Here is a 26,735-nt window from a genome sequence, read left to right as displayed (position 1 = left end):
CTGGTCTGAAGAACAGTTTGGGAGAAAGAGGGAGATTTGGCCAAACGCCAGACAAACAAAAGGGCCATTCAATAATTGAATGACCCTTATAAAATCCCGCAGAGCGGGTAATCGTGGCGTCCCCTAGGGGACTGGACTCGAACCCCTGTTACCGCCGTGAAAGGGCGGTGTCCTAGGCCACTAGACGAAGGGGACGCAAACCCTTCTATACAATGATCAGCGCTGAGAACTGATCGATTCAAGGCCGGTGTGGCCAGACCTTGAACTGTAAAATTGGTGGAGCTAAGCGGGATCGAACCGCTGACCTCCTGCATGCCATGCAGGCGCTCTCCCAGCTGAGCTATAGCCCCGGATTTTTCGCCTCGCGGCGGAGCGACATCTTGCAACATCGCTTCTGTAAAACTGGCGTCCCCTAGGGGACTCGAACCCCTGTTACCGCCGTGAAAGGGCGGTGTCCTAGGCCACTAGACGAAGGGGACGCAAACCCTTCTATACAACTGATCAACGCTGAGTGTTGATCGCTTCGAGGCCGGTGTGGCCAGACCTCGAAGTGTAAATTGGTGGAGCTAGACGGGATCGAACCGTCGACCTCTTGCATGCCATGCAAGCGCTCTCCCAGCTGAGCTATAGCCCCTCATCGTTGATGTTGCCGTTGGCTTCATCGCTGAGGACGGGGCGAATCTTAAGGGCGTATCGAAAGCCTGTCAAACTTATTTTGCAAAAAAAATAAAATTTTTTGCCGACATAACAATCACTTACCGCCCTCCCCCCGAAACAACGGGCTGTTTGCGAGGAACGCAGACCCGTAGGAGCTGCCGAAGGCTGCGATCTTTTGACGTTGGCTTTTAGAAGCAAGATCAAAAGATCGCAGCCTGCGGCAGCTCCTACAGTGGGAATCAGGCGATAGCGCCCAACAGCTTTTCCCACTCCTTGTTTTCTTTCTTCGACACGCCACCCAGCAGATCGATCGCCTGGCGCAGGCGGAATCGGGTCAGGTCCGGCCCGAGGATTTCCATCGCATCGAGCACCGACACCGAGCTGGCCTGGCCGGTGATCGCGGCGAACATCAGCGGCATGGCATCACGCAGCTTCAACTCCAGGGATTCGACCACTGCCTGAATGGTCGCGGTGATGCTGTCCTTCTCCCACTGGCGCAGGCTTTCGAGCTTCCACAGGATCAACTGCATCAACTGGCGAACCTGATCGCCCGAGAGCTTCTTCGATTCGAACAGCCTGGCGTCCGGATTCACGCCACCGGCAAAGAAGAATCCGGCCAGCGGTGCAACCTGGCTGAATGTCTCGACGCGGCCCTGCACGTGCGGCGCGATCTTCATCATGTATTCGGCATTGAATGCCCACTTCTGCACGCGCGCAGCGAACTCTTCCACCGGCAGGTCACGCAGCCACTGGCCGTTGAGCCAGGACAGTTTCTCGATGTCGAAAATCGGCCCGCCAAGGGAGACGCGCTTGAGGTCGAAGTTATCGACCATTTCCTGCAGCGAGAACTTCTCGCGCTCGTCCGGCATCGACCAGCCCATCCGGCCCAGGTAATTGAGCATCGCTTCGGGCATAAAGCCCATGCGCTCGTAGAACGTCACCGAAGTCGGGTTCTTGCGCTTGGACAGCTTGCTCTTGTCCGGGTTACGCAGCAGCGGCATGTAGCACAGCTCCGGTTGTTCCCAGCCGAAGTATTCGTACAAGAGGATCAGTTTCGGCGCTGACGGCAGCCACTCTTCGCCACGCAGCACGTGGGTGATGCCCATCAGGTGGTCATCGACCACGTTGGCCAGGAAGTACGTCGGCAGGCCGTCGGTCTTCATCAGGACTTGCATGTCCATGCGGTCCCACGGGATTTCAACGTCGCCACGCAGCATGTCCGGCACTACGCACACGCCTTCGCTCGGGACCTTCATGCGGATCACGTGCGGTTCACCAGCGGCCAGGCGGCGCGCCACTTCTTCCTTGGACAGCAACAGCGCTCGGCCGTCGTATCGTGGGGTTTCGCCACGGGCCATTTGTTCGGCGCGCATCTGGTCCAGCTCTTCGGCGGTGCAGAAGCACGGGAAGGCATGGCCCATGTCAACGAGCTGCTGGCAGTACTTCTGATAGATCTCGCCGCGCTCGCTTTGACGATATGGACCGTGGGGGCCGCCGACGTCCGGGCCTTCGCTCCAGTCGATACCCAACCAGCGCAGGGCGTCGAAAATCTGCTGCTCGGACTCGCGGGTCGAACGCAACTGGTCGGTGTCTTCGATCCGCAGGATGAACTCACCGCCGTGCTGCTTGGCAAAGCAGTAGTTGAACAATGCGATGTAAGCGGTACCTACGTGGGGGTCCCCGGTAGGCGATGGCGCGATGCGCGTGCGGACGGTGGTCATGGCAAGTCTCGAAAAGAAGATCAAACAAAGGGCGAATGGTAACAGGCGACACCCGCCCCGCTCCAGTGAACAGGGCATTTAAGCCAAGTTTGCGTCTACAACGCCTGTATGCCGTGGTGAATGGCCGAATATCAGCCCATGGCATTTACCGTTTATCGGCTGTGTGCCAGATTCACCAGCTGATAACTTTCCTTACATATTCTCGACTACAGTTTGCCCCATGCCTGCCCAACTCAAGCGTCGCCTGTCCCTCTTCCTGTTGCTTGTCCTGCTGATCGCCGGGGGCTTTTTCGCCCATTGGTTTTTCAACGGGCGGTTTTATGAAAGCACCGATAACGCCTATGTCCAGGGCGAAATCACCCGCGTGTCGAGCCAGTTGGGGGCGCGCATCGATGAGGTGTTGGTGCAGGACAACCAGCACGTCGAGAAAGGCCAGTTGCTGATAAGGCTCGAAGGCGATGATTTCCGCCTCGCCGTCGACCGCGCCAATGCGACGCTCGCCACCCGCCAGGCCGAACGCCTGCAAGCCCAGAGCAAACTGACCCAGCAGGCCAGCCTGATTGCCGCCAGCGACGCGCAAGTCGCGTCCAGCCAGGCGAGCCTGGGCCGTTCACAGATAGACCTGACCCGCGCCGAAACCTTGCGCAAGCCCGGTTATGTCTCGGAAGAACGCGTGACCACGCTCTCGGCCGACAACCACATTGCCCGCTCACAGCTGCTCAAGGCCCAGGCGGACGCCCAGGGCCAGCGCCAGCAAATCAACGCGTTGAGTGCCGAGATCAAACGCCTCGACGCGCAGATCGCCAATGCCAGGGCCGACCTGGCCCAGGCCGAGCTGAACCTCTCCCGCAGTGAAATCCATGCGCCGATCAGCGGCCTGATCGGCCAGCGTGCCGCGCGCAATGGCCAATTCGTGCAGGCCGGCGCCTATCTGCTGTCGGTGGTGCCCGATGAAGACATCTGGATTCAGGCCAACTTCAAGGAAACCCAGATTGGCCACATGCAGCCCGGACAGATAGCCGAGCTGACCTTCGACGCCTACGGCGACACGCCGATCGAAGCCCGGGTCGACAGCCTGTTCGCCGCCTCGGGCGCGCAGTTCAGCCTGTTGCCGCCAGACAATGCCACGGGCAACTTCACCAAAGTCGTGCAACGGATCCCCGTGAAGCTGACCTTCGCCGCCGATAACCCGTTGCGCGGCAAGATCCGGCCAGGCATGTCGGTGACCGCCAAGGTGAATATCAAGGACGCCCCGGAAGATCTCACCACCAAAGTGAGCAGCAAAGACACACTTGACGATGGCCGCTGATCAACTGATCCGCCCGGTCGGGGAACCGACCCGGCGGGACTGGATCGCGGTGATGAGCGTGATGCTCGGCGCCTTCATGGCGGTGCTCGACATTCAGATCACCAATTCATCGCTCAAGGATATTCAGGGGGCGCTGTCGGCCACCCTGGAAGAAGGCTCGTGGATTTCCACCTCGTACCTGGTGGCGGAAATCATCATGATCCCGCTGACCGCATGGCTGGTTCAGCTGTTATCAGCGCGACGCCTCGCGGTGTGGGTTTCCCTGGGTTTTCTCGTTGCCTCGCTGCTGTGCTCCATGGCCTGGAGCCTGGAAAGCATGATCGTCTTTCGTGCACTGCAGGGCTTCACGGGCGGCGCGCTGATTCCGCTGGCCTTCACCCTGACCCTGATCAAACTTCCCGAACATCACCGCGCCAAAGGCATGGCCATGTTTGCGATGACGGCAACCTTCGCGCCATCGATCGGCCCGACGCTCGGTGGCTGGCTGACGGAAAACTGGGGCTGGGAATACATTTTCTACATCAACATACCGCCTGGCCTGCTCATGATCGCCGGGCTGATGTACGGCCTGGAAAAGAAAGCGGCCCACTGGGAATTGCTTAAAAGCACCGACTACGCCGGCATCGTTACCTTGGGCGTCGGCCTTGGCTGTTTGCAGGTATTCCTGGAGGAAGGGCATCGCAAGGACTGGCTCGAATCCGATCTGATCGTGGCACTGGGCAGCATCGCGTTGATCAGCCTGATTACCTTCGTGATCGTGCAGTTTTCCAAACCCAATCCGCTGATCAACCTCGGCATCCTGGGCAACCGCAACTTCGGTCTATCGAGCATTTCCAGCATCGGGATGGGGGTTGGCCTGTACGGGTCGATCTACCTGTTGCCGCTGTATCTGGCGCAGATCCAGAACTACAACGCCCTGCAGATCGGCGAAGTGATCATGTGGATGGGCGTGCCGCAGCTGTTCCTGATCCCGCTGGTGCCCAAGCTGATGAAGGTTGTCTCGCCGAAATGGCTGTGCACGATTGGCTTCGGCCTGTTCGGCCTGGCGAGTTTTTCCTCCGGTGTGCTCAATCCGGATTTCGCCGGGCCGCAGTTCAACCAGATCCAGATCATTCGCGCATTGGGCCAGCCGCTGATCATGGTCACCATTTCGCTGATCGCCACAGCGTACATCCTGCCCCAGGATGCGGGGTCGGCTTCGAGCCTGTTCAACATCCTGCGTAACCTCGGCGGCGCCATTGGCATCGCCCTCCTCGCCACCCTGCTGGATGCGCGGACCAAGACCTATTTTGATTATTTGCGCGAGTCCATCGTGCCAAGCAATCCACAGGTGGCGGAACGCCTGGCTTCATTGACCAACACGCTGGGCAACGAAACAGCGGCTTTGGGCAAACTCAGTGAGATCGCCCACCAGCAGGCGTCGATCATGGCCTACAACGATGCGTTTCATTTTGTCGGGATTGCGCTGGGGATCAGCATGTTGGCGGTGTTGCTGACGAGGACATTGCCGGCGGGGTTGAAGGCTGGGGAAGCACATTGAGACCGAGTCGCGGCCTTCGCGAGCAGGCTCGCTCCCACAGGAATTACGCTAAACCTTGTGGGAGCGAGCCTGCTCGCGAAGAGGCCCGCGCACGCAACGCAAATCTCAGACTGTAATCAAGCGCTCGCGCAACTTGGCAATCTCGTCACGCATCTGCGCCGCCGCTTCGAATTCCAGGTCACGCGCCAACTGGTACATCTTCTCCTCCAACGCCTTGATACGCTTGGCGATCTCACCCGGCGAGCGCAACTCGGCTTCGTACCGGGCGTTTTCCTCGGCGGCCTTGGCCATGCCCTTGCGCTTCTTGCTGCGCGAACCCGGCACGGTGGCGCCTTCCATGATATCGGCAACGTCCTTGAACACGCCCTTGGGCGTGATGCCGTTGGCCAGGTTGAAGGCGATCTGCTTGTCGCGGCGACGCTCGGTTTCGCCGATCGCCCGTTCCATGGAGCCAGTGATCCGGTCGGCATACAGAATCGCCCGGCCATTGAGGTTACGCGCCGCCCGACCGATGGTCTGGATCAGCGAACGCTCGGAACGCAGGAAGCCTTCCTTGTCGGCATCGAGGATCGCCACCAGCGACACTTCCGGCATGTCCAGGCCCTCGCGCAGCAGGTTGATCCCCACCAGCACATCGAAGGTGCCAAGGCGCAAGTCGCGGATGATCTCCACCCGCTCCACGGTGTCGATGTCCGAGTGCAGATAGCGTACGCGCACGCCGTGATCGGCCAGGTAGTCAGTCAAGTCCTCGGCCATGCGCTTGGTCAGCGTCGTGACCAGCACTCGCTCTTCCAGGGCGACGCGCTTGGTGATTTCCGACAGCAAATCGTCGACCTGGGTCAGTGCCGGGCGGATCTCGATCTGCGGGTCCACCAGACCGGTCGGACGCACCACCATGTCAATGACGCGCCCAGCGTGTTCAGCCTCATAATTGCCTGGCGTCGCCGAGACAAAAATCGTCTGCGGGCTGATGCTTTCCCACTCATCGAAACGCATCGGCCGATTGTCCAGCGCCGATGGCAGGCGGAAGCCATATTCCACCAACGTCTCTTTACGCGAGCGGTCGCCTTTGTACATGGCGCCTACTTGCGGCACGCTGACGTGGGATTCGTCGATCACCAGCAAAGCGTCGGCTGGCAGGTAATCGTACAGGGTCGGCGGCGGCGCCCCGGCTTCGCGACCGGACAGGTAGCGCGAGTAGTTCTCGATGCCATTGCAATAACCCAGCTCAAGAATCATCTCCAGGTCAAACCGGGTGCGCTGCTCCAGGCGCTGCGCCTCCACCAGCTTGTTGTTGGAACGCAGGTAGTCCAGGCGCTCCTGCAACTCGACCTTGATCCCTTCGACGGCATCCAGCAAGGTTTCCCGAGGTGTCACGTAGTGGCTTTTCGGGTAGAAGGTGAAGCGCGGCAGCTTGCGAATGACTTCACCGGTCAACGGATCGAAGGCCGACAGGCTCTCCACTTCGTCATCGAAGAGCTCGATGCGGATCGCTTCGAAATCTGATTCCGCCGGGTGGATATCGATCACATCGCCGCGCACCCGGAACGTCGCACGGGCAAATTCCATGTCGTTGCGGGTGTATTGCAGGTCAGCCAGGCGGCGCAGCAATTCACGCTGGTCAAGCTTGTCGCCACGATCCACGTGCAAAACCATCTTCAGATAGGTTTCCGGGCTGCCCAGACCGTAGATGCACGACACCGTGGTGACGATGATCGCGTCCTTGCGCTCCAGCAAAGCCTTGGTCGCGGACAGCCGCATCTGCTCGATATGGTCGTTGATCGAAGCGTCTTTCTCGATGAAGGTGTCCGAAGACGGCACGTACGCTTCAGGCTGGTAGTAGTCGTAGTAGGAAACGAAGTATTCGACGGCATTGTTCGGGAAGAACGCCTTGAATTCACCGTACAACTGCGCCGCCAGGGTCTTGTTCGGCGCCAGTACCAGGGTCGGGCGCTGTACCTGGGCGATCACGTTGGCGATGCTGAAGGTCTTGCCGGAACCTGTCACACCGAGCAAAGTCTGGTGCGCCAGCCCGGCCTCAATGCCCTCGACCATCAGGCGGATGGCCTCTGGTTGATCGCCGGCAGGCTCGAAGCGGGTGACTAGCTGGAATTCAGACATGTAAAACCTCTGGGATCACTCTTGCCAGTAAAACCGGCACGAACGAGAAAGACCGCAAACGACCGATGTCGCCCGAGGAAAAAACTGGATTGCGCTCAATGTGGAGCCGATTGCCGGCGCTTTCAAGGTAAACGTCCTACAACGCGTAAAGCCTTTGACGGCGCTAATCGACTAATGGTCGAAAAATAATAGAAAAAACTTACCTTAAAAGCCGATTCGTCTGTCGCCATCTCTCGCGGATGGCCTCTATACTAGCTCCCCGTTTGTGCACCGCTCTAGTGCATTCGGCTGGAGCGCGACACGTCCCTCCATTCTCCATTCAGAGCCGCCGCAAAAATGAGCCTGTTCTCCGCTGTCGAAATGGCACCACGCGATCCAATCCTGGGCCTCAACGAAGCATTCAACGCCGATACCCGTACCAACAAGGTCAACCTGGGAGTCGGTGTTTATTGCAACGAGGAGGGGAAAATCCCACTCCTGCGCGCCGTTGTCGAAGCCGAAACCATTCGCGTCGCTCAACACGCTTCCCGTGGCTACCTGCCAATCGACGGCATCGCCGCCTACGACCAGGCCGTGCAAAAATTGCTGTTTGGCAATGATTCGCCACTGATCGCCGCTGGCCGAGTCATCACCACCCAGGCCGTTGGCGGTACTGGCGCACTGAAAATCGGTGCCGACTTCCTCAAGCAACTGCTGCCGAACGCCGTCGTGGCGATCAGCGACCCAAGCTGGGAAAACCACCGCGCGCTGTTTGAAACCGCCGGCTTCCCGGTGCAGAACTATCGCTACTACGATGCCGCCACCCATGACGTGAACCGTGCTGGTTTGCTGGAAGACCTGAACGCCCTGCCGTCCGGCTCGATCATTGTGTTGCACGCTTGCTGCCACAACCCGACCGGTGTGGACCTGAGCCCAGCGGACTGGAACAACGTCCTGGAAGTGGTAAAAGCCAAGGGTCACGTGCCGTTCCTCGACATGGCATATCAAGGTTTCGGCGACGGCATCGATGAAGACGCCGCTGCCGTGCGCCTGTTCGCCGAATCGGGCCTGACCTTCTTTGTTTCCAGCTCGTTCTCCAAATCGTTCTCGCTGTACGGCGAGCGCGTTGGCGCCCTGTCGATCGTCAGCGAATCGAAAGAAGAAAGCGCGCGCGTACTGTCGCAAGTCAAGCGCGTGATCCGCACCAACTACTCCAACCCGCCAACCCACGGTGCAAGCATCGTCGCTGCCGTACTCAACAGCCCGGAGCTGCGCGCCCAGTGGGAAGCGGAGCTTGCCGAGATGCGCCTGCGCATTCGTGGCATGCGCACGCAAATGGTCGAGACCCTGGCGAAAAACGCGCCGCAGCGTGACTTCAGCTTCGTCGGTCGCCAGCGCGGCATGTTCTCGTACTCTGGCCTGAGCGTTGAACAAGTGCATCGCCTGCGCAATGAGTTCGGCATCTACGCCCTGGACACCGGCCGTATCTGCGTGGCTGCCCTGAACCAGAGCAACATCAAGGTTGTGACGGATGCGATCGTTCAGGTGATCTGATTGGTCTGCTGATACGAAAAACGGGAAGCCACTGGCTTCCCGTTTTTTGTTTGGCGCAGATAATTTTCAGCAACCAGAGCGAGCCCTCTAAACTGCACACATCCATCCACTGCAGGAGCGAGCATGCTCGCGATGGTCGTTAGCGATGACTCGGGAAACCTGACGCCCCGCGGTGCCCTCAGGTTCCTCGCGAGCATGCTCGCTCCTACAAGGTGTGGTGTACACCCGAGATTTCTTACGAGAGCCGATATGAAAAACGATGACCTACGCGCTGATCGCGATGACCTGGACGACTTCATCCCCCGCACCCCGGCCAGACAACGCGGCAACAACCTGGTGATGCAAGTCGCTGCCGGCGTGTTTCTCGGCGGCCTGGCCCTGTGGCTGGTGCAACTGGGTGCAACGGCGCTCTACGCCAAACTGATGCTTGGCACCATTACCTTCGGCGGCTAGGCCAGTTCGGTCGCGCGCTGGCTGGCGGCATCGTCATAGGCGACATATAGCGATTCCGCGACCTGGCTCTTGATCGCCTTGGTGCTTTCCAGGCCCAGGACAAAACCCTCGGCCTTGCCCCCTGCACGGTTCAACTCATCGGCGCTGCTGGCCTGGGTGATTGCATCGAATAGTTTTTCGGCGTGCGGGCCGACCCCCTTGGGCAGGCTGATTTGCGCGATGCTCATGGGAATACCCCATTGTGTCGAAGCTTTGTGACGGTCAAGCAAGTCATGGCACGTACCTTATCGGCGAATGGCCGGCAGCGCGTGGAACCACTTCCGGGTTGCCATGTTAGCCCTCGCCAGCGATTCCGGTAACCGCCAATCAGCGATAAATCACCGTCCGTCCCGATGAAACCCCGATTTTACTATCAGGTGCTTGACTTCTCTTTTTGAATCAGTAACATAGGCGCCATTCCGCGATAGCTCAGTTGGTAGAGCAAGTGACTGTTAATCACTGGGTCCCTGGTTCGAGTCCAGGTCGTGGAGCCAGACAGCAATATCGAAAAGCCCCTGAATCGAAAGATTCAGGGGCTTTTTTGTGGTCGTTGTTTTTTATTTCAAAAGAAAAAAGCCGACCTGTCTATTCAACAGATCGGCCCTTTTCAGTAACGCCTTGCGTCAGACATGCTCACTGCTCTTGGCCAGCACCGGTCGCGGGTCCACCGCCCCATGTGCCGATTCCACCACTGGAATCTCCTTGCCATCGCAGTCGTGCAACTTGCCGTCGCTGAAGTAATCCCCTTCGCGCAACGCCGCCAGGTCCTGGTAGCGCAACACCCGCTCGGTGCCCGCCGCAAACACCGACTGCTGGTCGGAGTTACCGGCGGTCAGGTGGTTGAAGGCCAGGTTGAGCACGATGGCCATGATTGCCGAAGAGCTGATGCCCGAATGGAAGATCGTGGCGAACCAGCTTGGGAAGTGATCGTAGAAGTTCGGCGCGGCGATCGGGATCATGCCGAAACCGATGGAGGTCGCGACGATGATCAGGTTGACGTTATTGCGGTAGTCGACCTTGGACAGCGTGCGAATGCCGCTGGCCGCAACGGTGCCGAACAGCACGATACCGGCACCGCCGAGGACGGAGGTCGGCACGGCGGCAATCACACGCCCCATGAACGGTAGCAGGCCGAGGATCACCAGGAACAGGCCGCCGGTGGCCACCACATAACGGCTCTTGATGCCGGTCACCGCCACCAGCCCGACGTTCTGGGCGAAGGCGCTTTGGGTGAAGGAGCCGAAGATCGGGGCGATCATGCTCGACAGCATGTCCGCGCGCAAACCGTTGCCCAGGCGCTTGGAATCGACCTTGGTGTCGATGATTTCACCCACGGCCAGGATATCCGCCGAAGTCTCCACCAGGGTCACCATGACCACGATGCACATCGACAGGATTGCCGCGAAGTGGAAGGTCGGCATACCAAAGTGAAAAGGTGTCGGGAAACCGAACATTGGCCCCTGGCCGACGGACGAGAAATCCGCCATGCCAAGGAACACCGCAATGACCGTACCGATGACCATCGCCAGCAGGATCGATAACCTTGAGATGGTGGCGCTGCCGATCTTGCTCAGCAACAGCACCAGCACCAGCGTCACCGCTGCCAACCCGATGTTGGCCATGCTGCCAAAGTCAGGGGCGTGACTGTTGCCACCCATGGCCCAGCGTGCCGCCACCGGCATCAGCGTTAGACCGATGGTGGTGATCACGATGCCCGTGACCAGCGGCGGGAAGAACTTGGTAATTCGCGAGAACACCGGCGTGATCAGCAATCCGATCAGGGAAGCGGCTATGACCGCCCCCAGGATCGACTGAAACCCGCCCTCGCCGCCACTGCTGACAATCGCCACCATGGTCGCGACGCCGGAAAACGACACGCCCTGCACCAGCGGCAACTGACAACCGAAAAACGGTAGACCCAGGGTTTGCAGCAACGTGGCCAGCCCCCCCGCAAACAATGAAGCAGCAATCAACAAACCGATGTCCGCCGGCGACAGCCCGGCCGCCTGCCCAATGATCAAGGGCACCGCGACGATGCCACCGTACATGGTCAGAACATGTTGCAGGCCGTAAGCCATATTCGCGCCGATCCCGAGATTTTCATCTTCAGGCCGTTGGTGTGAAACATGGGGCGTTTTCATGTTAGGGGGTTCCCTGGTTTTTGTTATGCGCACACTGTATTCAAGATCCAGGACAAATGTCTATAGAGTTGTATACAACTTGCCAGTCAAATTATGAACGGTCGTTCATGCAGGCTGTGTGCCATCGCGCATCACATCGTAAAAAACCTTGAAATACATCCGCGCGCCCCATTCTCCCGCGCCCACTAGTCTTTTGAATTCCTGGTGACCATCGGTAGTGATCGCCCCCTTTCATATACATATAAAGTATGCATAATGAAGTCATTCGAAATTCAGTATTACAGGGCGAAGAACGCAGCCAATAAACTCAAGCACCTGGGTATCAGCCTCGCAGAGACGGAGCCAGTGTTCCATGATGAACGGGCGCTGACCCTTGAGGACAATCATCATGATGAACAGCGCTGGATCATCATGGGGCTGGACGGCAAAGGTCGTTTGCTGGTCGTGGCGTACACCCACCGTGACCCGAATTTCGTTCGAATCATTTCCGCGCGCCTCGCCAGCAAAAACGAGCGCCGCCAGTATCTGGAGGCTTGACCCATGAAAGACGAGTACGACTTCAGCCATGCCAGGCGTGGGGCAGTTGCCTCCAGCAAAGGCAAGACCCGTATCACCATCATGCTCGATGACGTCGTCATCGAAGCGGCACGCGCGCTCGCGGAGAGCGAGGGTTATGGCTACCAGACCGCGATCAACAACACGCTGCGCAGGGCGTTGCTGACCGGGCATGACAAAACAGAAGGCAGCACTGGCAGGCACCTGAAAAAGGGGATCACCGCCTCTGAGTTGAAAAACCTGGAAAAAAAGCTCGCGCAAGCCCTCAGCGAAATTCAGCGGGTGATGGAGCCTGATGCCCGGCCTTAGAAAAGCACGGAAAAGGTGCAAATTGATCCAATCCGCACTTTTTTTGTGTGCACGATGCGTCGACTATTGCGGCGCTATCAATCGCTCAAGTGTGCGCATCAACGACGCATGCGTGGGCACCCGAATCTCGAACTCTCTTTCCAGCACGCCAATCAACTCCTGTAGGTTGGTCACTTCCCGGCGTTCACTGTCCTGCCCTGTACGATGGATTGCAAAGCTGCCGTTATTGAGGGTCCGTCGCCACCCTTCCCCGGTTCGAGCCACCATCAGTTGCCTGGTGAACGATGATTCGGGGTGGGTCGAGACATACCAGTTGCCAACGGCGTAATCGATGTCCTCCTGGCGCTGCAGGTCGAAGATGTACATGGGCCGCCATTCATTCGCGACCTTGGCGCGAAGGGTGTAGCCGTCAACGTGCTGCTCAATGCGATACGGCTCGTGGGGAGTCCATTGTTCACCGCGGCTGTCGAGCAACAGCGGTGCCGTGGGCACCATGCCGCCGAAGCCGACGTCAGTGATGTAGCGCACGCCATCGAGCGTCACCAGGCTCAAGCGGTGCGTACGCGCAGTCCAGGCGCCCTCCGGCTGGCCCATGACCACGCGCCCGCTGATACCCCGCGCGTCGAAGCCGAGCGCCTGGAGCAAGACCAGAAACAGATAGTTGAGTTCGTAGCAGTAACCGCCGCGCCCATCCTGCAGGACCTTATGCTCGATCGACGCCAAGTCGATGCGCACCGGCTCGCCCGCCAGCGTGGTGAGGTTTTCAAACGCGAAGGCGCCGGTGTGACGCAATTGAAGCAGGCGCAGGGTTTCAAGCGTAGGTGCCGGGGGAGCGTCGAATCCCAGGCGCTTTAGATAGGAAACAGTGTTTGCCAGACTTGGCTCGCTCATCGCTTGATCCTTATGCACGCAAGCTGTGGACGCTATGTATAAGGGATGAAGGGGTACGGCCGACAATTGATTTAGCCAATCGGCCGGCAAGAACACTCAACGGCGCTTACGCGAGCTCAACTGAATCCAGGTGGGCGCATGGTCGCTGGCATGGGGTTCGTTGCGCACCCAGGCATCGACACCCGCGTCCTCCAGGTATGGACTCAAGGCCGGGTTGAGCAACAGGTGATCGATGCGTAACCCTGAGTTCTTCTGCCAGTGCTGGCGAAAATAATCCCAGAAGGTGTAGACCCGCTCGTTCGGATACAGGTGTCGCAGAGCATCGGTCCAACCCTGGTCCAGCAGACGCTGATAACACTCGCGGCTCTCGGGTTGCAGCAAGGCATCCTTGAGCCAGGAACGTGGGTTATAGATGTCGAGGTCGGTGGGAACCACATTGTAGTCACCCGCCAGTACCACCGGATGCTCACTGCCCTGCAGCGCCTTTGCGTAACGTATCAGGCGCTCGAACCAGGCCAGTTTGTAATCGAACTTCGGCCCTGGTTGCGGGTTGCCGTTGGGCAAGTACAGACAACCCACCACAATCCCGTGTACGGCAGCTTCCAGGTATCGACTGTGATTATCCTCGTCATCGCCCGGCAGACCTCGACGGCTTTCCAGTGGCTGCGCATCGCGTGCCAGAATCGCCACCCCGTTCCACGACGCCTGCCCCTGCCAGATCGCTCCGTAGCCGATGGCCTCTAGCTGCGCGGCGGGAAACGCACTGTCGGCCGACTTGAGTTCCTGGAGGCAGGCGATATCCGGTTGTTCGCGCTCAAGCCAGGCCAACAGATTTGGCAGGCGAGCGCGCATGCCGTTGACGTTGAATGTCGCAATTCGCAGCTTTTTCATGACCACCGTCCCGTTTGGCTGGGTCTCATGGGTGTGACCGCACGGCCTGCCAGGTGTTCGGTCCACCATAGCCTGCCACTCGTCATGCAACCGGCACCAACCGCCCCGGCCTTCACACCAACTTCAGGTAACGACTCATCTTTTGGAGACGGACCATGAAAAACACCAGAATCACTTCGCTTTTTCTCGCTGGATTGCTTGGCGCGGCCTCCCTGGCCACCTTCGCAGCCGGCGATGGTGCTGAGGCGGCGGGTACTAAATCCGGAGCAACCAGCGGGCCGGTCATGCCACCGGACAACACGCCGAGCTCGCCCTCGGGCGGCAACGCCGGTGACGGTGGTGCAACCGGCTCATCAAGTGGAAGCGCGGGCAGCAACAGCGGTTCGGGTGCCGGAGGGGGCACCGGAGCGGCTGGCGGAGGGACCGGCGGGGCTGGCGGGGCTGGCGGCGGGACGGGCAGCTGAACGCGTAAAGGCAGCCGATGACGGATCATCGTCGGCTGCCTCGATTGCCCGCACTACATCTGCTTGACCGCTGGCGGATTCCACTTGCCGTTCAAGGCCTCGGACTTCGGACCGTACAAGCGCATGGTCAGGTTGAACGGCCCCTTGGGCGCCGGCAGCCAATTGGCTTCCAGGTCCTTGCCAGGGTTTTCATTCTGGAAATAGATATCGAGCGAGCCGTCAGCGTTGTTCTTGAACGGCATCCAGCTGCTGACCGCGAATCGGTTGAGCTCGTTCCCTACCTGGAAACCTTCAGGGTCGTACAGCGTGATCGACCAGAAGGCATTCACTGGAGGCACTTCATCCTTGGCGAAATGCAGCACGTATTTGTGCGCGCCGTCGAGGGCATTGCCATTTGTATCACCGATATTCAACGGATAGATCGCGTCTTCCGGCAGATTCGCGCCGAGCCCCACCTGCGCCACGATCGCGCGCTTGAGGTAGTAGTTGCCGTAGACACCCATGGTGTCGGTGTTCATCGACCAGCCGTTGACCACCCGTGCGAGGGTAGGCACCTTCCACGCCATCAGTGCTTGCGCGTCCTTGGGCGCAGTCTCCAAGGCAGCTTTTATCTCAGGGTCCAGGGCATCCATGCTGAACGACTTGCCAGGTTCGATGCCGATGCGCTTGATTTGCGCCAGTAGCGGCTGATCGGTGCCGTGGGCCGGATGCACCTTGAGCAGTTCGGCGGCGTAGGCGAAGTAGTCGGCCGCCGACATTGTGTCGACCTGGACTTTCGGCGGGGTCTTCATGTCCACGGCCGGGTCGATCTTGACGCTGACCGGTTCAGCACCTTTGCCCAGCCGAGACAACGGCGTCACGGTGTAGCCGGCCTGGATCTTGTGCACCGCCGCGTAGTCCGCCGCGCCATCGGTCTTGGTTCGCCCGATCACCCAGACAAAGGGCGTCGGCGCCGGCAGATGGTTCAGTCCCGCAGGCACTGTGCCGGTCCATCCCGGAGGGGTCACCAGGAACTGCGCAGCGTCGGTTCCGGTGGTGCGCCAGCCTGGCGAAGCGAATACGTCACTCCACATGTCGAGCATCGGCAGCAAATAGAAGCGTCCGGCTGTGTCTGGCGCAGCGATGACCAGCGGTTCTTTGGTCAGGTCGAGCCATGCGATGGAATACAACGTGTCGAAATTCGACCGCACCACCCCTTTGAAATCTGCAGGCGGGTACTCCGGCACACTCACAAACATGTTCATCGGGCCTTTGCCAAACTCCTTGCCCGGTTCAATGTTGGTGAATTGCTTGCGGGTGATGTCCATGGTCAACAGCGGATAAAAGTAAACGTAGGCATCCACGCCAATGGCATGCGCTTCTTCGGCGGTGATTTTCGATTGCGCCTGACTGACCAGCGGAAAGACCGCGCTGGACGCAACAATAAGGGCTATGGAGGACAAAGCTTGGGTTATCGACATAGTGGCGATCGTCCTTGCGATGGGGAGATCTGCCGGGAGTGGCAGAGCTATCGGAACTCTAGACGATCAATTGCACAAGTTCTGACAGGCAGACAATCGGCTACCGGTAGTCGCGCAGCCACGTCAGCGGTCTGATCGCACGAGTGCCTGCGCCCCGCCCTCCACCGACAACGTCGCCGAACGGTTCCTGCCCGAATGCTTGGCCTGATACAGCGCAGCGTCGGCGCGCTGGATGAACACTTCCACGCTATCGCGCCCCGTTGGCACGAACGAATAGCAACCGAGGCTGACGGTCACGTATCCGCAGGGCGATCCCGAATGGCTGATGTTCTTGTCCATTACGCCGCGGCGAATCTGTTCGGCAAGGTTCATGGCGCCCTGGATATCGGTGTCAGGCAGCAACACCGCAAACTCTTCGCCACCGTATCGCACCGCCAGATCGGCTTTGCGATGGCAGCAACTTTTCACGGCACGTGCCACTTCGGCCAGACAGTGATCGCCCACCACATGACCGTAGGTATCGTTGTACCGCTTGAAAAAATCGATATCGAGCATGATCAGGCTCAGCGGGCTTTGTTGGCGGGCACCGCGCCCGAATTCGATATCGAGGGCCCGCTCGAACAACCGGCGATTGGCCAGGCCGGTCAGGCTGTCGTGAGTGGCAATCAGCTCAAGTGCTTGCTGAGCTTGTCGCAAGTCCGCCTCGACCTGCTCACCCACACGCACCTGGCGTATGAACACCCAGCCGATCAGTCCGATGCCCAGCATGACCAGCACGACGATGGCGCTGGAGCGAAATGCCGTGTCATACCAGTCCGCGAGAATCGAGTCCCGCGACGATGCCGCCGAGACCACCAGCGGGTAGGCCTCCAGCTGCCGATAACCATGCAGGCGGACAATCGAATCCATCTCTGAGGCGAACATCGCGTTGCCGGAAGTCGCGCGGGGCAGCAGGTTCTGAAAGATTTCACCCTTGGCCAATGACGTACCGATCTGCGCTTGCACATAGGGTCGACGGGCGAGCAACGTGCCATCGGTCAATGCCAGGAACATCGCGCCGTTGTCGTCGATACTGAAGCCTTTGAAGAACTGCTCGAAGTACGACATCTTGATCCCGGCCAGCAGCACCCCCTGGAACTGACCCTTCCTGTCATTGACCCGCTTGGAGATCGGAATGATCCATTCGCCATTTTCCCGACTACGGATGGCCGGGCCGATGTGCGCCACGGAAGAAATGTTCTGCTGGTGAAACCTGAAGTATTCGCGATCTGCCACGCCGTTGCCGCGAGGCAGTGCTTCAAACGAGGTCACGACCCACTGGCCCTTTTGGTCGAACAACAGGATGCCGTGCAATTGATCCAGCGCCTGCACCCGCCGGACAAAGGTCTTCTGCAAACGCGGACGCTGGGCTGGACCGAATCCGTCGGCCTGAATCCAGTCCACCAGGCTGGTCAGCACCAGATCGGCTTGCATGAAGGTGTCTTCGGCCTGCTGCGCCATGGCCCGCGTCAGGTTGGACGAAGCGACCTGGGCCTGGCTCAGGTCATGGCGCCGGGACTGTTCCAGTTGCAAATAAAGCAAGGCGCACAGGCACAGGCACACCGCGCCGATAAACAACACTGCGGCGTTGCGCAGCGGTATGCGTTTCAAGGCGATGCCTTGGGCGTGATACAACTCATCAAGGCGTGTTGGCAAAAAGCGCTCCCTGAAAGGACAAGGCACGAGCGACACCCCCATGCCTCTGGTTTTGGGCGCCAAGTCTACGATGTTACCCGCGAGAAAAGCGCAGCAGATACCAAATGTTTAACCACCCCCTGGAAACCGTCAGCGACATGACGCAGGACAACTGCCACATCACCATCAAGGAGCTACGATGAGTGTTACACCACGACAGGGAAATGAAATGAGCAAGGCAGACGAGCTGGCCGTAAAACTGAAACAGACCCGCCCCTCCGGCATCGATCAGGCGATCGACAGTTGGCCGGGCCAGGTCTACGAGCTGTATCACCGGATCGAGGCCTGGTTACAGCCATTGACCGAGGCCGGCCTGGTCTTGCGGCGCAACCCCACTCACGTGTTCGAGAGCCACCCGCAGGGCGACACCTTCGACTATGCCATCGACCAGTTGGTGATCACCGGCAATCACCACAGCATCACGCTCGATCCCGTTGCGCGCTTCACGGCGGATGGCGAGGGGCGGGTCGAAATTCACTGCAAAGGCAACGAACTGGCCCTGTTGCGCACCGTGGACGAACACGGCGCAACACATTGGTGGCTACAAGTAATCGAACACGCCGTAGCGCAACCGGATGCGGTCGCACTGACCGAAAACAATCTGCTGTCGGTGGTCCAGGCAGGACTGGAGCTCGGGTGAAGCACCATCACCGCAAAGGTGGAACCCGGATATCCCCGGCGCGGCATCGTGTCTTCACTCCTGTGCCACAAGACGCGAACGCCAGGTCCTTGTCCATGCAGACCCGAACCTCCGACAACTGCGGCCCGTTGCAGATCACCGCAATGCCATCCCCCGGCAACCCCGGATTGCTCTGGCGAAACATCTGCTCAATGTCCCGGGCTGAAAAATAAAGCGTGTTATTCAAGGGTTGCAGTTGCTCGGGAATCCTGACCGCGCCCAAGGCCTTGTCGGAGGCCTCCAGGTAACCGATGGCGCCGAGGCCGCTGCATGTGCCGTGCTTGGCCCATTCGTGCTCGAGCAGCTTGTTGGTCGGGAACAGCATCAAGCCCTTCGCCCGCTCCTCTGGCGAGAGCTTCACCCTCGGCGCGCAGGACTTCGGCCAACCACCCCGGGCGTATTGCGGCCAGAGGCCGTGAAGTACAAAGCCATAGCCTTTGCCGGAACATTGCGCGTCGTCACGATGGGTCAGGCAGTAGGTAGGTGACCAGGACAGCACCAACAGATAGTAGTCGAACACCCCCGCCACGGATTGCGGCCTGGCGCCCCCTGAATCCCGGGCGCTGCTCGGGCCCACGCTGGCGAACGTCAACACGATCAGCGCGACCGCGGCGTAAAGTCTTTTCATCGGCACGTTCCTTCGGGGTGACTTCAGTGCAAATAACACCGACCGACATTGGGCCGGTCAAAAGCCGATACTTTGGCACAGCCACGAACGCGTTCCACCACGAGAGTCATTCGAAATGTTTGATGTCGTGCAGACGAACAATCCGTCAGAGCAACCTGTCGAGCTCTTCCAGGGTCATCCGAGGAATCAATCGCGATGGAATTTTCGAGACGTCGGACAAGTTGTAGACCTGAAAATCCTCGTTGATGACTTGCTTCGACAAGATCTCGAACGACGGCAGGATTCTCGTCTGAAAATGGTCGTCGAGCACGCAGGGAGAAACGAATTTGCCTGGGACTTCATAGAAGCGCCCCGCTGTCGGGTCCAGGTCGACTCCCACCAGGAACACCCGGTTGAATCCCAGGTGATAGGCAAGCTGCAGCGCCAGGTAGGCGACGGTACGCGCGTCAAAAAAACCGCGCTTGAGGTTCTTGCTGAAACCCAGGGTTTTACTCCGCCCCCTGCCTAGCTTGCGGACCCTGACGAGGTCTTTGTCAGCCCTGAAAAAATCACTCCACACCAATCTGGGTGCCCGGCTCAGCAAGTACAGCTTGCCTTGGGGCTTAAGCGAGGTGTGCCAGACATGTTTTTCCCACAGCGCAACCCGCTCGCTGATGCGCATGGCCTCGGTGAACAATTCCGGCTGCTGCTCGGAAAAACCCTGGTCGGTACACACATAAAAGTACGGCTTGATACCTGTACCCGTGAATTTCGAAATGGCACCGTTCATGCTGATCATTGGAACGCCAGCATACTTGTGCAACGGGAAATCCTTGGCCGATTTACCCGACGCCACGATGAACACGGGCCCCTTTTGAATGTTGCGACACTCATCCAGGTCGTGCACCCGAAGCGCCCGGGAAATGAGTGTCGTTTTTTTGTCGGCAACATCCATCGTCAATATCCCTATCCCTATCCCTATTTACTGATCAACTGTGACCCATTTTCATGTCCATGGTTCTCAATGGGTCCCCCCGGCCTGGCTTCTCGACAAGGCGCCAGGGCTACAGCGTGTCTTGACCCGTAACGACCAGTGACGGCTCTGCTCGTTGCAACTCCAGGGCAGGCAACTTGGAAGGCTGGTTCAAGAGTCGAAGCACTGGCGAATCGTAACCGTAAACGTCCGGTTTGAACGTCACCCGTCCGTCGCTATTCAGATCCACTGTCCAATAGGCCAGCAGCACGGGCACCTTGACGGGAAGCTTGATGTTTTGAGTCTTGCCGTTGGCCAGTTGCCTTTGAATACCCGCCGCGTTCCAGCGCACAGGGTCGTTGAACAGCAGTTCAACCAGCTGCAATGGATTCTCCACCCGGATGCAACCGGAGCTGGTGGCACGCATGGATTTGGAGAACAGCTCGCGGTGCGGGGTATCGTGGAGGTAGATCGCATAGTCGTTGGGGAACCGGATCACCACCTGCCCGAGCGAGTTATCCGGGCCGGCGTCCTGGCGCAGGGTGATGCCGCGCGCATTGGACCAGTCGACGGTCGACGGGTCGAGCGTATTGCCTTGCCGATCCAGGGCGCGAATCCGGTTGGCCGCCAGGTAACCCGGATTCTGCTGGATCTTGGGCAACATATCCTTGACGAGAATCGTTGGCGGAACGGTCCAGGTGGGGTTGAAGGTGACGTAGGTGATTTCGGACTGGAACACCGGCGTGCTGCGAAACGGTTTGCCGACCTGCACCCGGGAACGCCAGATCGGCTGACCGTCGCGGTACAGGGCGACCTTGTAGCCAGCGATATCGACGATGACAAAAGTGCCTTGCAGCTTATAGAGCAACCAGCGCGCCCGCTCCATGTTCACCCGCACCTGGTCGATTCGCGCCTCGACCGGTACATTCAGCGCCGCCAGGGTTCCCGCGCCCGCCACGCCATCTGCGCCAAGGTATTGTTCAAGCTGATATTTCTTCACCGCGGCAATGACACTGTCGTCGTAATCGGTACGCTTGGACTTTTGCGGGTCCAGGTACCCGGCGGCCACCAGGCGCGCGCGCAACTGCTTGACAGCAGCATTGTCCATGCCGGGCTTGAGCGACTGCCCTTCGGCGACTTTCGGCCAACCACCGGCATCGCGGACCTTGCGCAATTGCGCAAGGCTCTCGCGCAGGCTGCGATAAACGGCTTCCTGGGGTGGCGCTTGGGCGAAAGCGCGAGCCACGTCGTGAGCATCCAGGGCGGTGAAGAAGGTGTTCATGTCTTCGCGAGGATCGATGCCCTCGGGTTCGAAGTTCCAATGAAAATCCAGGCGTGCCGGGTCAACCTTGCCCCGGCGCAACTGCAGCAACGCCGTGACGTACGTGCGGGTCGCCGCAATATCGAAAGCCGCCCATTGCGCCGGGGTTGGCGCCGTGGCCTGCAACGCCAGTTGCGCCTGGGCCAGCTCGCCGGCCCGATAATCGGCAGGAACCAAGCCATCGGCCTGGGTATCATCCAGGCCCTTGAGCAACTGGCTGACATCTCGCCCGTTCATCCACGCGGCGCGGAAATTGCGGTGCGAATAAAAATCCAGCACCACCCGGGCCACATCCACCCGTTGATGTTTGCGTGAGGTCAGTAGCGGAGGAAATGCCGATTGTAAGGGTTCGAGCTGCGCCTGGATCGCCTGGCCGATTTCGTCATCGGGTGCCGCACCGAGCACACTCACTGACGCCGGAGATACCGGCACGATCGGCGAAGTTTCACCCACAGCAGTGCCGCTGATCAGAAAGACCATAAAAAATACGCGGCTTATGACGAATAACCTTGTTAATTGACCCATGGATAATCCTTAATCGCCTGTAATCAAAGGGCTAGCGTTCAACTCGCTGCTAGACTCGACATATTCCTGATGAGACATTTTTATGGCGCTACATCGCTTTGGCTTCCTGACAGCCCTGTTGCTGACGTCGGCTATCCTTCCATCAGCCTACGCCGATTCGCTCGAAGTCGCGCTGGCCAAAGCTGCTCCAAACGCCAATGCCAAGGTCATTGCCCTGGCGGTTCGCGCAACACAGTGTACCCGTGCCCAAGGTGCAGCACCGGCACAGAGACTAGCAGTGATCGATTATTCCCTGCCTTCTACCGAACAGCGGCTATGGGTGTTCGACCTGAAAAAACGCAAGCTGCTGTTCCACGAACTGGTTGCCCATGGCCGTAACAGCGGCGAAAACATGGCGACCCAGTTCTCCAACCAGAACGAAAGTTTCGCCACCAGCCTGGGCCTGTACCGTACCCAACAGAGTTATGTCGGCCAGAACGGTTATTCGTTGCGCATGGAAGGCCTGGAGCCTGGCTTCAACGATAACGCCTTCGACCGGGCAATCGTCATTCACGGCGCGCCCTATGTCAGCCCGGTACTGGCCCGCGCCAACGGCCGGATCGGCAGGAGCCTCGGCTGCCCGGCGGTCAGGCCGGCCATCGCTCACCGCCTGATCGACTCGATGAAAGATGGGCAGCTGTTGTTTTCCTACTACCCGGACCAGCGCTGGCTGAAATCCTCTTCTTACATCAATTGCGGCAGCGGCACGGTGGCCTCGTCGGACAAGGTCACGTCACGCCAGTAAACCGACTGCTGAAGCGGGTATCTACTAAAGGCGGACATTGCATCACGGAAATTGCGTCACCTACACGCTTATAATCCGCTCGTTCGCCCGCATTCGAGACCGGTATGACCGCTATCCATATCAAGTTCCCCTCCCTGACCCTCAAGGCCGGCGCCAGGGCGCTGGCGCGCATTCGCGAGCGTGGCTTGAGCGCTGCGGATGTTGGCACGCTACCCGGCGCGGCTGGCGGGCCCAAAGCCCTGGGGATTCAGGGGCTGGACCTGGCATTGTTCGGCGAATGGCTGCCGGCGGCACCGCGCGAGCGCTCGTTGATCGGCGCATCGGTGGGCTCGTGGCGCTTTGCCAGCGCCTGCCTGCCGGATGCTGCCGAAGGCTTGCGGCGCCTTGGCCACCTCTATACCGAACAAAACTTCGCCAAAGGCGTAACCATGGCGCAGATCAGCCAAAGCTCGCGGCGCATGCTCGATGATCTGCTCGATGGTCGTGACGCGACCCTGCTCGACAACCCCTACTATCGCTTGAACATCATGGTAGTCAAAAGTCACGGCTTGCTCGCGGATGACCACCGTGGCCGCCTGGGATTGGGCTTGTCGTCGGTGATTGCCGATAACCTGCGCGGTCGTGCGCGGCTGGCCCGGCACTTCGAACGGCTGATCATCCACGACCCGCGCCTGGCACCACCGGTTAACGCGCTGAACGACTTCCCGTCGCGCTTCGTCGCACTGGACACCTCCAATCTACGCCAGGCCCTGCTGGCCTCGGGTTCGATCCCGATGGTGATGGAAGGCGTTCGCCACCTGCCAGGCGCTGGTGCGGGCACGTTCCGCGATGGCGGCCTGCTGGACTATCACCTGGACCTGCCCTACAGCGGCAATGACATCGTGCTGTATCCGCACTTCACCGACCGGGTGATTCCCGGTTGGTTCGACAAGACCTTGCCGTGGCGCCGCGCCTGCCCTGCGCGCTTGCAGGATGTGGTGTTGCTGGCACCATCGAAGGAATACCTGGCGCGCCTGCCTTATGGCAAATTGCCGGATCGTAATGACTTCAAGCGCTTCATGGGCGACGCCCCGAGCCGCCAGAAATACTGGCGCACGACGATGGAGGAAAGCCGCCGCCTGGGCGACGAGTTTCTCGAACTGACGGCCAACGGTCATCTCGCCGAACGCTTGCTGACCCTTTAGTCAGGACAAGCTGTTAAACTCGCCATCTGCCCACATCGCCGCGGCGATCGCCACCTGAACAGAGCTGAAACCACTGTGGAAATCTTCAAAGAATTTACCTTCGAATCCGCCCACCGCCTGCCTCACGTCCCGGACGGCCACAAGTGCGGCCGCCTGCACGGTCACTCGTTCAAAGTGGCGATTCACCTCAGTGGCGACCTCGACCCGCATACTGGCTGGATTCGTGATTTCTCGGAAATCAAGGCGATCTTCAAGCCGTTGTACGAGCGTCTGGACCACAACTACCTGAACGATATTCCTGGCCTGGAGAATCCGACCAGTGAAGTGCTGGCCAAATTCATCTGGGCTGAACTCAAGCCGCTGCTGCCGGAATTGAGCGCCATCCGGATTCACGAGACCTGCACCAGTGGGTGCATCTATCGCGGCGAGTGAGCCATTCGATCAAAAAAACCACCGAGACCGGTGGTTTTTTTATGCCTATGCTTTGCCCTTGCATCCGCCAAGAGGACACGCAAATGACTGACTGGCCGCTGGCTCAAAGCTATCGCTTCAATGGGCATAACGTTCGCTACGCCGTGCGCGGCGATGGACCGCCGCTGGTGTTCGTGCACGGCACGCCCTTCTCTTCGTTTGTCTGGCACCGGATTGCGCCGCACTTCATCGCCACCCACCGGGTGTACTACTTCGACTTGCTGGGCTACGGGCAATCGGAAAAGGTCGATGGCGATGTTTCCCTGGGAGTACAAAACCAACTGTTGGCCCAATTGCTGGAACACTGGGGCCTGGACCGCCCGGATGTGGTGGCCCACGACTTTGGCGGGGCAACCGCCCTGCGCAGCCATTTGCTCAACGGCAAGGATTACCGCAGCCTGACATTGATCGATCCGGTGGCGCTAACGCCCTGGGGGTCGCCGTTCGTGCAGCATGTCCGTCAGTACGAAGCCGCTTTCAGTGGTGTGCCGGACTATATCCAGCGAGCCATCGTGGCGGCTTATATTCGCGGGGCAATCAAGCGAGACATCCCGGATGACGAACTCGCACCCTACGTGCAACCGTGGTTGGGTGATCCTGGGCAAGCGGGATTCTATCGGCAGATCGCGCAAATGGACGAACGCTACACCCGCGAGGCCGAGGGGCTGTACCCGACGATTCGCTGCCCAGTGCAGATTCTCTGGGGAAAGGACGACCAATGGATTCCCATCGATCGCGGGCGTGCCTTGCAGCAGATGATACCTGGAGCGCAGTTTCATGCGGTGGCCAACGCCGGGCATCTGGTGCAGGAGGATGCGCCTGAAGCCGTTGTCGCTGCGCTGATGCGTTTTTTGCCGCTGGATATGACGGCCTGACAGTAGAGAGTGTACATCCGCGAAAAGACCACTGGCGGCATTCGCCGCTGCCGAGCTAACGTAGAGCTATTGTCCAAACGGTTCTCTGAAAGGATCTGCCCGATGCACATCATCAACGCCCGGCTGCGCAACCAGGAAGGCCTGCATGAGCTGCACCTGGAAAACGGCCTGATCAGCAACATCGCCCGGCAGACCGAAGCGCCGACCCTGGGCCCCGACGATCTGGACGCCGGTGGCAACCTGGTGGTGCCGCCCTTCGTCGAGCCGCACATCCACCTCGACGCCACCCTGACCGCTGGCGAGCCGCGCTGGAACATGAGCGGCACGCTGTTCGAAGGCATTGAGTGCTGGGGTGAGCGCAAGGTCACCATCACCGAAGAAGACACCAGGGTCCGCGCCAGGAAAACCCTCCAGGCTCTTGCCGCCCATGGTATCCAGCACGTGCGCACCCACGTCGACGTCACCGACCCGCAGCTCACGGCGCTCAAGGCCATGCTCGAGGTGCGCGAAGAAAGCCGGCATCTGGTCGACATGCAGATCGTCGCATTCCCCCAGGAAGGTATCGAGTCATACCGCAATGGCCGCGAGCTGATGGAAGAAGCCATCCGCATGGGTGCCGACGTGGTAGGCGGCATTCCGCACTTCGAGTACACCCGCGACCAGGGCGTCAGCTCGGTGAAGTTCCTCATGGACCTGGCCGAGCGCACGGGCTGCCTGGTGGACGTGCATTGCGATGAAACCGACGACCCGCAGTCACGCTTCCTTGAAGTGCTGGCCGAAGAAGCCCGCAGCCGCGACATGGGCTCGCGGGTCACCGCCAGCCATACCACGGCCATGGGCTCGTACGACAACGCCTACTGCGCCAAGCTGTTTCGCCTGCTTGGGCACGCAGGGATCAGCTTTGTCTCCTGCCCTACCGAAAGCATTCACCTGCAAGGACGTTTCGACAATTTCCCGAAACGCCGGGGCGTGACCCGGGTCAACGAACTGCTGGAAGCCGGCATGAACGTATGTTTCGGCCAGGACTCGATCGTCGACCCCTGGTACCCGCTGGGCAACGGTAACATCCTGCGGGTGCTCGAAGCCGGCCTGCATATCTGCCACATGCTCGGGTATCGCAACCTGCAAAACGCCCTGGACCTGGTCACCGTCAACAGCGCCAAGGCCATGGCCCTGGGTGAGCGCTACGGGCTCGAACCCGGACGGCCGGCGAACCTGCTGATCCTCTCGGCGGAAAGCGATTACGAGGTGATCCGCAGCCAGGGCTTGCCGCTGTATTCGGTACGCGGCGGCAAGGTATTGATGAAGCGCACGATGCCGGTGGTGGAGTTCTCCAGCGAGCAGATCTGAAGGTTGCTGTGATTGGACTGACCCCTTCGCGAGCAGGCTCGCTCCCACAGTTTTGTGAACGACAAAAAACTACTGTGGGAGATTCTATGGTTGAGGGGAAGCCCTCAACTGGTTTTCGGTTGGTATTCACTCTGCCCCTTCAGCAGGG

General features: G+C 59.5%; 24 protein-coding genes and 5 tRNA genes. 14 read left to right on the top strand and 15 right to left on the bottom strand.

What is annotated here, in order from left to right; translation table 11 throughout:
* Positions 1-114 precede the first annotated feature (114 nt).
* The 5 genes from AC1Q8Q_RS22715 to gltX form a co-directional block, all read right to left on the bottom strand.
* Positions 115-195, bottom strand: a tRNA-Glu gene (locus tag AC1Q8Q_RS22715).
* Between the two features lie 79 nt (positions 196-274).
* Positions 275-350 (bottom strand) — tRNA-Ala (locus AC1Q8Q_RS22710).
* Positions 351-403: 53 nt separating this feature from the next.
* Positions 404-479 (bottom strand) — tRNA-Glu (locus tag AC1Q8Q_RS22705).
* Positions 480-558: 79 nt separating this feature from the next.
* Positions 559-634, bottom strand: a tRNA-Ala gene (locus AC1Q8Q_RS22700).
* Between the two features lie 262 nt (positions 635-896).
* The gene (gene gltX / locus AC1Q8Q_RS22695; RefSeq protein WP_020795507.1) at positions 897-2,378 is read right to left on the bottom strand and encodes a glutamate--tRNA ligase; all 1,482 of its coding nucleotides are present in this window, start codon (positions 2,376-2,378) and stop codon (positions 897-899) included.
* A gap of 220 nt (positions 2,379-2,598) precedes the next feature.
* Between gltX and AC1Q8Q_RS22690 the strand changes: the two genes are divergently transcribed.
* Both AC1Q8Q_RS22690 and AC1Q8Q_RS22685 read left to right on the top strand, forming a co-directional pair.
* Positions 2,599-3,687 carry an HlyD family secretion protein gene (locus AC1Q8Q_RS22690; RefSeq protein ID WP_020795508.1) on the top strand — a complete coding sequence of 363 codons (1,089 nt, stop codon included), beginning with the start codon at positions 2,599-2,601 and terminating at the stop codon, positions 3,685-3,687.
* Entirely contained in the window at positions 3,677-5,227 is a 1,551-nt protein-coding gene (locus AC1Q8Q_RS22685; protein WP_492615516.1) for an MDR family MFS transporter, read from the top strand. The genes AC1Q8Q_RS22690 and AC1Q8Q_RS22685 overlap by 11 nt, the downstream gene beginning before the upstream one ends.
* 105 nt (positions 5,228-5,332) lie before the next feature.
* Here the strand turns inward: AC1Q8Q_RS22685 and uvrB are convergent, their stop codons facing one another.
* Positions 5,333-7,348 carry an excinuclease ABC subunit UvrB gene (uvrB, locus tag AC1Q8Q_RS22680; protein WP_033042129.1) on the bottom strand — a complete coding sequence of 672 codons (2,016 nt, stop codon included), beginning with the start codon at positions 7,346-7,348 and terminating at the stop codon, positions 5,333-5,335.
* A gap of 336 nt (positions 7,349-7,684) precedes the next feature.
* Here uvrB and AC1Q8Q_RS22675 point away from each other — a divergent pair, with 336 nt between their 5' ends.
* Both AC1Q8Q_RS22675 and AC1Q8Q_RS22670 read left to right on the top strand, forming a co-directional pair.
* Positions 7,685-8,881, top strand: a complete 1,197-nt coding sequence (locus AC1Q8Q_RS22675; protein WP_033042130.1) for an amino acid aminotransferase — start codon at positions 7,685-7,687, stop codon at positions 8,879-8,881.
* A 249-nt stretch (positions 8,882-9,130) separates the two neighbouring features.
* Positions 9,131-9,334 carry a hypothetical protein gene (locus AC1Q8Q_RS22670; protein ID WP_020795512.1) on the top strand — a complete coding sequence of 68 codons (204 nt, stop codon included), beginning with the start codon at positions 9,131-9,133 and terminating at the stop codon, positions 9,332-9,334.
* Here the strand turns inward: AC1Q8Q_RS22670 and AC1Q8Q_RS22665 are convergent.
* Positions 9,331-9,561 (bottom strand): hypothetical protein, encoded by a 231-nt coding sequence (locus AC1Q8Q_RS22665; RefSeq protein ID WP_020795513.1) that lies wholly within the window; start codon positions 9,559-9,561, stop codon positions 9,331-9,333. The genes AC1Q8Q_RS22670 and AC1Q8Q_RS22665 overlap by 4 nt on opposite strands.
* Positions 9,562-9,791: 230 nt before the next feature.
* Here AC1Q8Q_RS22665 and AC1Q8Q_RS22660 point away from each other — a divergent pair.
* Positions 9,792-9,867 (top strand) — tRNA-Asn (locus AC1Q8Q_RS22660).
* Between the two features lie 129 nt (positions 9,868-9,996).
* On the opposite strand, the gene AC1Q8Q_RS22655 is transcribed toward AC1Q8Q_RS22660, so the two are convergent.
* A complete protein-coding gene (locus AC1Q8Q_RS22655; RefSeq protein WP_020795514.1) occupies positions 9,997-11,514 on the bottom strand; it encodes a nucleobase:cation symporter-2 family protein in 1,518 nt (505 codons plus the stop codon).
* A gap of 255 nt (positions 11,515-11,769) precedes the next feature.
* On the opposite strand from AC1Q8Q_RS22655, the gene AC1Q8Q_RS22650 reads away from it, so the two are divergent.
* Both AC1Q8Q_RS22650 and AC1Q8Q_RS22645 read left to right on the top strand, forming a co-directional pair.
* Complete coding sequence (locus tag AC1Q8Q_RS22650; protein WP_492615515.1) at positions 11,770-12,051, top strand: BrnT family toxin; 282 nt, start codon at positions 11,770-11,772, stop codon at positions 12,049-12,051.
* Positions 12,052-12,054: 3 nt separating this feature from the next.
* Positions 12,055-12,378 carry a BrnA antitoxin family protein gene (locus tag AC1Q8Q_RS22645; RefSeq protein WP_020795516.1) on the top strand — a complete coding sequence of 108 codons (324 nt, stop codon included), beginning with the start codon at positions 12,055-12,057 and terminating at the stop codon, positions 12,376-12,378.
* Between the two features lie 63 nt (positions 12,379-12,441).
* Here AC1Q8Q_RS22645 and AC1Q8Q_RS22640 read toward each other — a convergent pair whose 3' ends face one another.
* Together AC1Q8Q_RS22640 and AC1Q8Q_RS22635 are read right to left on the bottom strand one after the other, a co-directional pair.
* Positions 12,442-13,269, bottom strand: coding sequence for an arylamine N-acetyltransferase family protein (locus AC1Q8Q_RS22640; RefSeq protein WP_083349504.1), 828 nt, complete (start codon positions 13,267-13,269; stop codon positions 12,442-12,444).
* Positions 13,270-13,365: 96 nt separating this feature from the next.
* Complete coding sequence (locus AC1Q8Q_RS22635) at positions 13,366-14,160, bottom strand: exodeoxyribonuclease III (RefSeq protein ID WP_020795518.1); 795 nt, start codon at positions 14,158-14,160, stop codon at positions 13,366-13,368.
* 155 nt (positions 14,161-14,315) lie between these two features.
* Between AC1Q8Q_RS22635 and AC1Q8Q_RS22630 the strand changes: the two genes are divergently transcribed.
* Positions 14,316-14,624 (top strand): hypothetical protein, encoded by a 309-nt coding sequence (locus AC1Q8Q_RS22630; protein WP_492615514.1) that lies wholly within the window; start codon positions 14,316-14,318, stop codon positions 14,622-14,624.
* 53 nt (positions 14,625-14,677) lie between these two features.
* On the opposite strand, the gene AC1Q8Q_RS22625 is transcribed toward AC1Q8Q_RS22630, so the two are convergent.
* Together AC1Q8Q_RS22625 and AC1Q8Q_RS22620 are read right to left on the bottom strand one after the other, a co-directional pair.
* Positions 14,678-16,084, bottom strand: a complete 1,407-nt coding sequence (locus AC1Q8Q_RS22625) for a DUF1254 domain-containing protein (protein ID WP_492615513.1) — start codon at positions 16,082-16,084, stop codon at positions 14,678-14,680.
* 123 nt (positions 16,085-16,207) lie between these two features.
* Positions 16,208-17,779, bottom strand: a complete 1,572-nt coding sequence (locus AC1Q8Q_RS22620) for a sensor domain-containing diguanylate cyclase (RefSeq protein ID WP_168758635.1) — start codon at positions 17,777-17,779, stop codon at positions 16,208-16,210.
* A gap of 208 nt (positions 17,780-17,987) precedes the next feature.
* On the opposite strand from AC1Q8Q_RS22620, the gene AC1Q8Q_RS22615 reads away from it, so the two are divergent.
* Positions 17,988-18,458: a hypothetical protein gene (locus AC1Q8Q_RS22615; protein ID WP_168758636.1), complete on the top strand. Its 471-nt coding sequence runs from the start codon at positions 17,988-17,990 to the stop codon at positions 18,456-18,458.
* 7 nt (positions 18,459-18,465) lie between these two features.
* Here the strand turns inward: AC1Q8Q_RS22615 and AC1Q8Q_RS22610 are convergent, their stop codons facing one another.
* From AC1Q8Q_RS22610 to AC1Q8Q_RS22600, 3 genes are all read right to left on the bottom strand, one after another.
* The gene (locus AC1Q8Q_RS22610) at positions 18,466-19,125 is read right to left on the bottom strand and encodes a ribonuclease T2 family protein (protein WP_020795523.1); all 660 of its coding nucleotides are present in this window, start codon (positions 19,123-19,125) and stop codon (positions 18,466-18,468) included.
* Positions 19,126-19,270: 145 nt separating this feature from the next.
* Positions 19,271-20,059 carry a WaaZ-like lipopolysaccharide core biosynthesis protein gene (locus AC1Q8Q_RS22605; protein WP_020795524.1) on the bottom strand — a complete coding sequence of 263 codons (789 nt, stop codon included), beginning with the start codon at positions 20,057-20,059 and terminating at the stop codon, positions 19,271-19,273.
* 109 nt (positions 20,060-20,168) lie between these two features.
* On the bottom strand, positions 20,169-21,923 hold the full coding sequence (locus AC1Q8Q_RS22600; protein WP_020795525.1) for a L,D-transpeptidase family protein: 1,755 nt from the start codon (positions 21,921-21,923) through the stop codon (positions 20,169-20,171).
* An 82-nt stretch (positions 21,924-22,005) separates the two neighbouring features.
* Between AC1Q8Q_RS22600 and AC1Q8Q_RS22595 the strand changes: the two genes are divergently transcribed.
* The 5 genes from AC1Q8Q_RS22595 (at position 22,006) to codA (ending at position 26,587) form a co-directional block, all read left to right on the top strand.
* Positions 22,006-22,707, top strand: a complete 702-nt coding sequence (locus AC1Q8Q_RS22595; protein ID WP_020795526.1) for a murein L,D-transpeptidase catalytic domain family protein — start codon at positions 22,006-22,008, stop codon at positions 22,705-22,707.
* A gap of 104 nt (positions 22,708-22,811) precedes the next feature.
* The gene (locus AC1Q8Q_RS22590; protein WP_020795527.1) at positions 22,812-23,891 is read left to right on the top strand and encodes a hypothetical protein; all 1,080 of its coding nucleotides are present in this window, start codon (positions 22,812-22,814) and stop codon (positions 23,889-23,891) included.
* Positions 23,892-23,966: 75 nt separating this feature from the next.
* Positions 23,967-24,323 carry a 6-carboxytetrahydropterin synthase QueD gene (gene queD, locus AC1Q8Q_RS22585; RefSeq protein WP_008056290.1) on the top strand — a complete coding sequence of 119 codons (357 nt, stop codon included), beginning with the start codon at positions 23,967-23,969 and terminating at the stop codon, positions 24,321-24,323.
* An 83-nt stretch (positions 24,324-24,406) separates the two neighbouring features.
* Positions 24,407-25,237, top strand: a complete 831-nt coding sequence (locus tag AC1Q8Q_RS22580; RefSeq protein WP_033044160.1) for an alpha/beta fold hydrolase — start codon at positions 24,407-24,409, stop codon at positions 25,235-25,237.
* Between the two features lie 102 nt (positions 25,238-25,339).
* Positions 25,340-26,587, top strand: coding sequence for a cytosine deaminase (codA, locus tag AC1Q8Q_RS22575; RefSeq protein WP_020795529.1), 1,248 nt, complete (start codon positions 25,340-25,342; stop codon positions 26,585-26,587).
* Positions 26,588-26,735: the final 148 nt, after the last annotated feature.

Source organism: Pseudomonas sp. GW823-FHT06B06 (assembly GCF_058795195.1).
The sequence above is the reverse complement of the archived record's forward strand: the minus strand, read 5'-3'. Positions and strand labels throughout refer to the sequence as shown.

What these genes read in the sequence shown, in the direction of transcription:
- AC1Q8Q_RS22605 (WP_020795524.1), bottom strand. Translation starts at nt 20,059, where the DNA reads ATGGATGTTGCCGACAAAAAAACGACACTCATTTCCCGGGCGCTTCGG.
- uvrB (WP_033042129.1), bottom strand. Translation starts at nt 7,348, where the DNA reads ATGTCTGAATTCCAGCTAGTCACCCGCTTCGAGCCTGCCGGCGATCAA.
- AC1Q8Q_RS22690 (WP_020795508.1), top strand. Translation starts at nt 2,599, where the DNA reads ATGCCTGCCCAACTCAAGCGTCGCCTGTCCCTCTTCCTGTTGCTTGTC.
- AC1Q8Q_RS22625 (WP_492615513.1), bottom strand. Translation starts at nt 16,084, where the DNA reads ATGTCGATAACCCAAGCTTTGTCCTCCATAGCCCTTATTGTTGCGTCC.
- AC1Q8Q_RS22665 (WP_020795513.1), bottom strand. Translation starts at nt 9,561, where the DNA reads ATGAGCATCGCGCAAATCAGCCTGCCCAAGGGGGTCGGCCCGCACGCC.
- AC1Q8Q_RS22595 (WP_020795526.1), top strand. Translation starts at nt 22,006, where the DNA reads ATGGCGCTACATCGCTTTGGCTTCCTGACAGCCCTGTTGCTGACGTCG.
- AC1Q8Q_RS22645 (WP_020795516.1), top strand. Translation starts at nt 12,055, where the DNA reads ATGAAAGACGAGTACGACTTCAGCCATGCCAGGCGTGGGGCAGTTGCC.
- AC1Q8Q_RS22635 (WP_020795518.1), bottom strand. Translation starts at nt 14,160, where the DNA reads ATGAAAAAGCTGCGAATTGCGACATTCAACGTCAACGGCATGCGCGCT.
- AC1Q8Q_RS22675 (WP_033042130.1), top strand. Translation starts at nt 7,685, where the DNA reads ATGAGCCTGTTCTCCGCTGTCGAAATGGCACCACGCGATCCAATCCTG.
- AC1Q8Q_RS22600 (WP_020795525.1), bottom strand. Translation starts at nt 21,923, where the DNA reads ATGGGTCAATTAACAAGGTTATTCGTCATAAGCCGCGTATTTTTTATG.
- AC1Q8Q_RS22640 (WP_083349504.1), bottom strand. Translation starts at nt 13,269, where the DNA reads ATGAGCGAGCCAAGTCTGGCAAACACTGTTTCCTATCTAAAGCGCCTG.
- AC1Q8Q_RS22610 (WP_020795523.1), bottom strand. Translation starts at nt 19,125, where the DNA reads ATGAAAAGACTTTACGCCGCGGTCGCGCTGATCGTGTTGACGTTCGCC.
- gltX (WP_020795507.1), bottom strand. Translation starts at nt 2,378, where the DNA reads ATGACCACCGTCCGCACGCGCATCGCGCCATCGCCTACCGGGGACCCC.
- AC1Q8Q_RS22655 (WP_020795514.1), bottom strand. Translation starts at nt 11,514, where the DNA reads ATGAAAACGCCCCATGTTTCACACCAACGGCCTGAAGATGAAAATCTC.
- codA (WP_020795529.1), top strand. Translation starts at nt 25,340, where the DNA reads ATGCACATCATCAACGCCCGGCTGCGCAACCAGGAAGGCCTGCATGAG.
- AC1Q8Q_RS22650 (WP_492615515.1), top strand. Translation starts at nt 11,770, where the DNA reads ATGAAGTCATTCGAAATTCAGTATTACAGGGCGAAGAACGCAGCCAAT.
- AC1Q8Q_RS22685 (WP_492615516.1), top strand. Translation starts at nt 3,677, where the DNA reads ATGGCCGCTGATCAACTGATCCGCCCGGTCGGGGAACCGACCCGGCGG.
- AC1Q8Q_RS22615 (WP_168758636.1), top strand. Translation starts at nt 17,988, where the DNA reads ATGAGCAAGGCAGACGAGCTGGCCGTAAAACTGAAACAGACCCGCCCC.
- AC1Q8Q_RS22580 (WP_033044160.1), top strand. Translation starts at nt 24,407, where the DNA reads ATGACTGACTGGCCGCTGGCTCAAAGCTATCGCTTCAATGGGCATAAC.
- AC1Q8Q_RS22670 (WP_020795512.1), top strand. Translation starts at nt 9,131, where the DNA reads ATGAAAAACGATGACCTACGCGCTGATCGCGATGACCTGGACGACTTC.
- AC1Q8Q_RS22630 (WP_492615514.1), top strand. Translation starts at nt 14,316, where the DNA reads ATGAAAAACACCAGAATCACTTCGCTTTTTCTCGCTGGATTGCTTGGC.
- AC1Q8Q_RS22590 (WP_020795527.1), top strand. Translation starts at nt 22,812, where the DNA reads ATGACCGCTATCCATATCAAGTTCCCCTCCCTGACCCTCAAGGCCGGC.